The following is a 6,528-nucleotide window of genomic DNA, read 5'->3' on the forward strand; positions in this document are numbered from 1 at the left end:
AAAAGAAAAGGGTGAATGCGATGAAGCAGAGCAAAGTGATAAAAATGTTCCTCTCTACCGCAATGTTAGTATCCGCAGCATCAGCGTTAGCGATCGGCACTGCCAGTGCAGCGGACGATCAATCGGCGGTTCTTACATCTGCTGCTCAGGTAAAGGCAACAGCAAGCAAAGTGAAAGCCGGAAATACCGCATTAACGATTGATGGAAGCAAAGTAACGGTTAGAACGATTCAAACGGGTCAAACCACATTATATGCTTTACGTGATGTAGCGAATGCGCTTGGAGCAACTGTTAAATCGGGCAACCCTGATTTGATCGTTACCGATGCCGCTGGCCAGCATACCCTCACATTAAAAGCCGACAGCAAAAATTATTTGCTTGATGGCACCTCACATCAATTCACGATCACCCCAGTCAAATCAGACGGAACACTATATGTAGAACTCAAAGCGGTTATTGAAGGCTTAGGTGGAGAAATATTAACCGGCAGCCAGGAAATTTTCAGTGTTGCCAGGTTGTCAGGGCAGTTTGCCAATCCCCGTTTTCATCCTAATGGAAATGTCATCGTAAATAAGGAAGACGGAAACGTATCCGTATTGCTTCAATTAAATGTGCATGGCGGTTACAGCGCCATTACGTCTGAGGATAATGCTGTCGGGGCGGTCATTTCACCGGACGGTCGTACAGGAGCCTTCACCGATGAGAGCGGCAAGCTGTTTCTGATCGATATGGCTAGCGGATATGCCGGTCCATTGAGTAAGGACACCTCCGTAAAGACGGATTTAACGTGGTCGGCCGATGGCAAGAACATCTACTTTATCCAGGGAGATAAGCAGGAGAAAATTGCATACATAAACGTAGACACTGGAAAAATTACCGAAGTGCTGGCCGATAAGGTGGAAAATAAGTCGGAAGTTCAAGTATCCGCGGATGGGAAGAAGCTCGTTTACTTCGTAAACATTACGGGCAAGGCCGATAATGACAAGGACAGCACAGAGGAATCTCTGCAAATCGATTATTCCAAAGCCGGTACGCAAGTATTTTCATTAGATCTTACCGCTTCAGAGGCTGCCGCTGTTCAATGGACCAAGGATGCCGACAACAAGCTTTATTTATCCCTTCTTCCGGATGGCAAGGTCGTATACATCAGTGCTGATCCTGAAGGCATTGTCAGCAATAACGTACTTAAAGTGATCTCTGCAGATGGAGCGAAGACGGCCGATTTGGCAGCGGATATCGATGTAATTCAAAGCCGATTGCTGCATGGAAAGCTGATTGTCGTGGGAACGATCGGGGATGGGCTATATAAAGTGTATGAAATCTCATCCACTGGCATAAAGAAAGAGCTGTATTCTTCACAGGCGGAAATTACCGAGGCTGCAGTATCATCCTCCGGTACGGTTGCCTTGATTGCGGACGGTAAGGTCGTTCTCGTGCAAGACGGAAAAGTTACTTCTTTAACTCAATAATACAATTAAGCATGGCGAAAGGGGATTTTCATCTCATGAATATATTTAAAAAGCTGTCTCTCATAACGATAGCATCAGCTCTTCTGGTTTCATTCCCAGTTACGAGTTCTGTCTGGGCTAAAGATGAGCTCAAAGGAAAAGTTACGATCAACGGCTCCACTGCTTTGCTGCCGATGACACTGCAGGCGGCTAAGGAGTTTCAGAAGCTGCATCCAAAAGTAAAAATTGCCGCTTCAGGCAAAGGCTCCGTGACGGGACCGCAGGCGGTGAAAAAGGGGATTGCAGAAATCGGGGCATGCGACTGGGATGCCAGTACGGATGTGCCAGGCTTTAAGGCCTTTGACGGCCAAGTCGCCCACAAGGTGGCGGTCATTCCGTTTGCCACGATAGTGAATAAGAACGTGAAGGTGGATAACCTTACGACCGAGCAGCTGCAAGGTATTTTTTCCGGAAAAATTACGAATTGGAAGGCTGTCGGCGGAGAAGACGAAGATATTGTCGTCATTACTCGTTCGTTTGGGTCAGGAACGCGCGTAAACTATCAGGCCAAAGCGCTTGATGGCGGCGATATCGTCAAAAAAGAGAAAAATTACAAGGAAGTCGGCTCCAGCGGAGATATGAAGACTGCAGTAGCCACGACGCCAAACTCTATCGGCTACATTGACCTGACGTACATTACGGGCGGCGATATTAAGGCGGTCAAGTTCAATGGCGTTGAGGCGACGACAGACAATGTCATTAATGGAAAATATAAAATTTGGTCCTACGGATATTACATGACGAACGGCAAGCCGACAGGAGCGACCAAGGAATTTATTGAATATGTGCAAAGCAAGAAATTTCAGGAAGGCTCCCTGAAAAAGTTAAAATTCATTCCGATTTCAGCTATGAAGTAATTCGGGCAAGAATCAGCGATCAAATTCCTAATGTATTCGTAAACCCGGCCAGCCCCGCATATGGGGCTGGCCGCTGTATAGGGAGGAATCAGGGTGAATACGTCAGCAGATCTTACTGACCCGCCGAAGGGAAAGGCGGCCGGTTTGTTACTATCGAAGCAGCATAATCGGCGGCAGCAAAGGGCTCGGCTCGCCAGCAGCTTCTACCATAAATATTTATTGTTTAGCATTATCGCACTATGCTTTACACTCGGTCTCGTTATTTTTTTCATCGGCAAGACGGCAATTTTGACTTTTCAGGAAGTATCCTTCGGCGAATTTTTTCTGTCTTTGGATTGGACGCCGGAAGAAGGCAAGTTTGGCGCGGCGCTGTTTATTATCAATACGTTGTCTTTAACCGCATTGACTTTATTAATCGCTGTTCCGATTTCAGTGCTGCTCGCTATTTTTATTGCGGAAATCGCCCCAGTGCGGCTGAAAACAGCGTTTCGTCCCGTGCTTGACCTATTGGTAGGCATTCCCTCCATCGTGTACGGCTATCTCGGTTTAACCGTGCTGCTGCCCCTGCTTCGGGAATGGAGCGGGCAAGGTCTGGGAGACGGCCTGCTGGCCGCCGCGATCGTCTTGACCGTTATGATTCTTCCTACCATTTGCCGGATCAGCGACGATGCGATCACCGCAGTCCCCAAAAAATACCGCGAAGCAGCTTACGCTCTCGGCTCAACCCGGCTGCAGGTCATATTTCGGGTCATTGTGCCTGCAGCGGGCAGGGGCATTGTTTCGGCGGTCATATTGGGGATGACCCGCGCCATCGGAGAGACTATGGCGGTCGTAATGGTCATCGGCAATACGCCGCAGCTGGCCAAATCGCTGTTTGCTTCTGCATCGGTATTAACGAGCAACATCGTTATGCAAATATCGAACGTTGAGTTTGAGTCGACCTGGAACTATGCCTTACATATGATGGCGTTTTTGCTGCTGCTCATTTCCGTAATGTTAATTTTGCTCATTCGCGTGCTTGCTAAGAAAGGGGGCGCGCCATCATGAATCATTCCAAACTGGCCGGCAGGCGTATACGCGTCTTAATGTGGGATCGTCTTGCAACCTTTGGCTTCTACAGCTTGGCAGTGCTCATTTGTTTGCTCATTTTCTGGCTGCTGTTCACGATTTTGAGCAAAGGGCTGCCTGAAATTACGCTTGAATTTCTCGTTAAACTGCCCGAAGAGATCGATCCAGGAGGCGGCATCGGCCCGATGCTGTTCAATTCTTTTTATATTTTGACCTTGTCACTGCTCATTTCATTGCCGATCGGTATCGGGGCAGGCATCTATATGGCTGAATACGCTCCAAGCAATAAAGTAACCGAGTTTCTTCGCATTTGCATAGAATCGCTGTCCTCGGTGCCGTCGATCGTGTTCGGGATGCTTGGTCTTGCTATTTTTGCGGAGTACTTTGGGATTGGTCTGACGATTTTAGGAGGGGCAGTCAGCCTCGCCTTCTTGAATTTGCCTATGCTTACCCGTGTAACGGAAGAAGCGGTACGCGCGGTTCCCAACGATTTGCGGAATGCCGCCTTTGCGCTCGGCACGACAAAATACCAAGCGATTCGAACAGTCGTTATTCCTGTAGCGATGCAGGCGATCGTGACGGGTGTCTGCCTTGTCGCTGGAAGGGCCTTTGGGGAATCGGCGGTGATTCTCCTGACCGCAGGACTTAGCACATCGGGGGAAATGTGGGATTTTAACTTGTTTTCGCCGGGAGAGACGCTGGCTGTGCACTTATGGTATGTCCAGTCTGAAGCAATTGTTGAGGATGCTCGTCAAATTGCGGATAAATCGGCGGCTGTGCTCGTTTTTGTAGTTCTATTTATTAATTTGGTTTTTCGTATTCCGCTCTGGTTTAACCATCGGAAAATCAGGAAATAAACAAGTCAAGGGCTGTCCAAGCAGTTGAATGCTTTGGGACAACCCTTGAATTGTTTAAGATCATAGAATTAATAAGTTTTCGGCGGAGCTGAAATTGTATAATCGCAACAAAAACTACCGATAATAGCGGTCTTCCTAGAAAATACGCCGACAGACGTTTTTCTTATCGCTATTATTCATAACGACGGTGCCTATCGCTTCTATTGAAACTGCAGGAGCCTGGCAAGGATTATTATCCTTCGGCCAAGGCTTGCCGGATATCATCCTCTATCTCCAGCGGTTCTGTCCGTGCGCTATATTGTTTCACAATATTGCCCTCGCGGTCGATCAGGAACTTGACGAAGTTCCATTCAATGTCGCCGGTGCGGTAAGGCGCAGGGACGTGTTCGACCAAGTACCTGTATAACGGATGGGCGTTATCCCCTTTGACATCAATTTTGGCAAACAGCGGAAAAGTGACGTGATAGTTTAAATTGCAGAAATCTTTAATTTCCTCTTCCGTGCCCGGCTCTTGGCCGGCAAATTGGTTGCAGGGAAATCCGAGAACGGCCAGGCCCTGGTCGTTATACGTACTATAAAGCTGCTGCAAGCCTTCATAATGCGGTGTTAGTCCGCAGGCGCTGGCCGTGTTAACGATCAGCAGAACCTTTCCTTTGTATTGTTCAAGTGTTGTAATCTCTCCGTCAATCGTCCGCACTTTGAATTGATATAGCTGAGACATTGTTTTATACCAAATCGCAGGCTTCCGCCGGCATCCAGTGGGCGTCCTGGCCTTCCCATTTTACATTGCAGCCGATCGGATTCGTCAGCGGCACACTAACCGGTTGGCCCGAGGTGAGTTCAGCAAGAGCTCTCTCAAGGTCGTTCGTTGTCATTTTCGTCGTATCCCGAGGGTTGTCCACTCCGCGGCCCGTATAAACGAGACGGCGCTGCTGATCAAACACAAAGAAGTGAGGGGTACGCAGTGCACCATAAGCTTTGGCCGCGTCTTGATCCATATCCCTGAGGTATACCCAAGGAAAGCGGTGCTCTTCCATTCGGAGAATCATATGTTCGTAGGAATCGTCAGGATGTGTATTTTCACTGTTAGCGTTAATTCCAACAAAGGTTACACCTTTATCTTGGAATTTCTCCACCGTTTGCCTGGTTACTTCATCGGAGCCTACGACATAAGGACAATGATTGCACGTAAAAAAGACAATCAAATATTCGGCCGAGGCGAAGCTGTCTAAGGAATACAACGCCCCATCTGTTGCCTTAAGCTCAAAATCCGGAGCTTTTGCTCCAATCTCCAACGTGAAACTCATGTACGTTCCTCCTCATCAATTTGATTTGATAGTATTCGTATAATGAGCAGAAATACTAAACGGTCCAACGTCTTTATTGTACTTCATTTTGAACAATATTCATAATGGATGCAGGGCTGAAAACAGTGCCATGTATATGTATCAAAGGGCGATCTTGTCGAAAAAAGTAGCTATGTAAGTAAGGTACGAGTCGCTGCGTAAGCAAGGTACGGGTCGCTATGTAAGCAAGGTACGAGTTGCTATGTAAGCAAGGTACGAGTTGCTATGTAAGCAAGGTACGAGTCGCTATGTAAGCAAGGTACGAATGGTTGCGGCCAGGAATAGTACAAGGCCCAGCGCAACTAGGTCAATCAATAGGGTTATTATGAATTTCACCATAATATTAGCGGATAAGCGAAACACGCTGGTGTTGGCTGCGGCGGCGATTACGCCGATCAAGCCTCCGATCGCTCCGCCGATAAAGATCAGTATCAACGGAAGAAAGCACCATAACTTAGCGATGACAGGCAGCGGCTTGGTCACTTGGACTAAAGCTCCGTCGATAATCAAATTAGGAACATCTAGTCCGAATGCATCCCTTTTCCAAATAGCTTCTACTTCTTGCCCGTCATCACGCCGCAGGATCATAGGCTTCCTCCGTTTGCTGACGACTTCCTGGTTATTGACAAACAGCTTGGCTTTACCTCCTAATCCAGAAGTGGCGACTTCAATGGTCTGGTTAGTGAAGCCTGTGGGATAAATAATGTAACGCATCATATTCCTCCTTATAATGTATGGATCATTCAAAAGCACACTTAATTTATATCGGAAGAAATGGGATGTTTTACATACAATTTGTCGAAATGTTTTTTTAACTCAAATTTCGGTGCTTTCATGGTTCTCGCGCAATGCAGGGATTGTATATGAAAAATCATATACAAACACTCGTGTA

Annotated in this window: 7 protein-coding genes; 4 read left to right on the forward strand and 3 right to left on the reverse strand. The window is 47.3% G+C overall.

The features are described from left to right. The first annotated feature begins 20 nt into the window (after positions 1–20). From G358_RS0116005 to pstA, 4 genes are all read left to right on the forward strand, one after another. On the forward strand, positions 21–1,469 hold the full coding sequence (locus tag G358_RS0116005) for a stalk domain-containing protein (RefSeq protein ID WP_019638250.1): 1,449 nt from the start codon (positions 21–23) through the stop codon (positions 1,467–1,469). Positions 1,470–1,504: 35 nt separating this feature from the next. Next, positions 1,505–2,365: a phosphate ABC transporter substrate-binding protein gene (locus G358_RS0116010; protein ID WP_019638251.1), complete on the forward strand. Its 861-nt coding sequence runs from the start codon at positions 1,505–1,507 to the stop codon at positions 2,363–2,365. Between the two features lie 93 nt (positions 2,366–2,458). Continuing rightward, complete coding sequence (gene pstC, locus G358_RS0116015; protein ID WP_019638252.1) at positions 2,459–3,412, forward strand: phosphate ABC transporter permease subunit PstC; 954 nt, start codon at positions 2,459–2,461, stop codon at positions 3,410–3,412. Then, positions 3,409–4,290, forward strand: a complete 882-nt coding sequence (gene pstA, locus G358_RS0116020; RefSeq protein ID WP_019638253.1) for a phosphate ABC transporter permease PstA — start codon at positions 3,409–3,411, stop codon at positions 4,288–4,290. Before pstC ends, pstA begins: the two co-directional genes overlap by 4 nt. Before the next feature lie 232 nt (positions 4,291–4,522). Here the strand turns inward: pstA and G358_RS0116025 are convergent, their stop codons facing one another. From G358_RS0116025 to G358_RS0116035, 3 genes are all read right to left on the reverse strand, one after another. Continuing rightward, positions 4,523–5,011 (reverse strand): glutathione peroxidase, encoded by a 489-nt coding sequence (locus G358_RS0116025; RefSeq protein WP_019638254.1) that lies wholly within the window; start codon positions 5,009–5,011, stop codon positions 4,523–4,525. Between the two features lie 4 nt (positions 5,012–5,015). Then, positions 5,016–5,597, reverse strand: a complete 582-nt coding sequence (locus G358_RS0116030; protein WP_019638255.1) for a thioredoxin family protein — start codon at positions 5,595–5,597, stop codon at positions 5,016–5,018. Between the two features lie 285 nt (positions 5,598–5,882). Next, positions 5,883–6,353: a hypothetical protein gene (locus tag G358_RS0116035; RefSeq protein ID WP_157274391.1), complete on the reverse strand. Its 471-nt coding sequence runs from the start codon at positions 6,351–6,353 to the stop codon at positions 5,883–5,885. Between the last annotated feature and the right edge of the window lie 175 nt (positions 6,354–6,528).

Source organism: Paenibacillus fonticola DSM 21315, from assembly GCF_000381905.1.
Classification (GTDB): Bacteria; Bacillota; Bacilli; order Paenibacillales; family Paenibacillaceae; genus Fontibacillus; species Fontibacillus fonticola.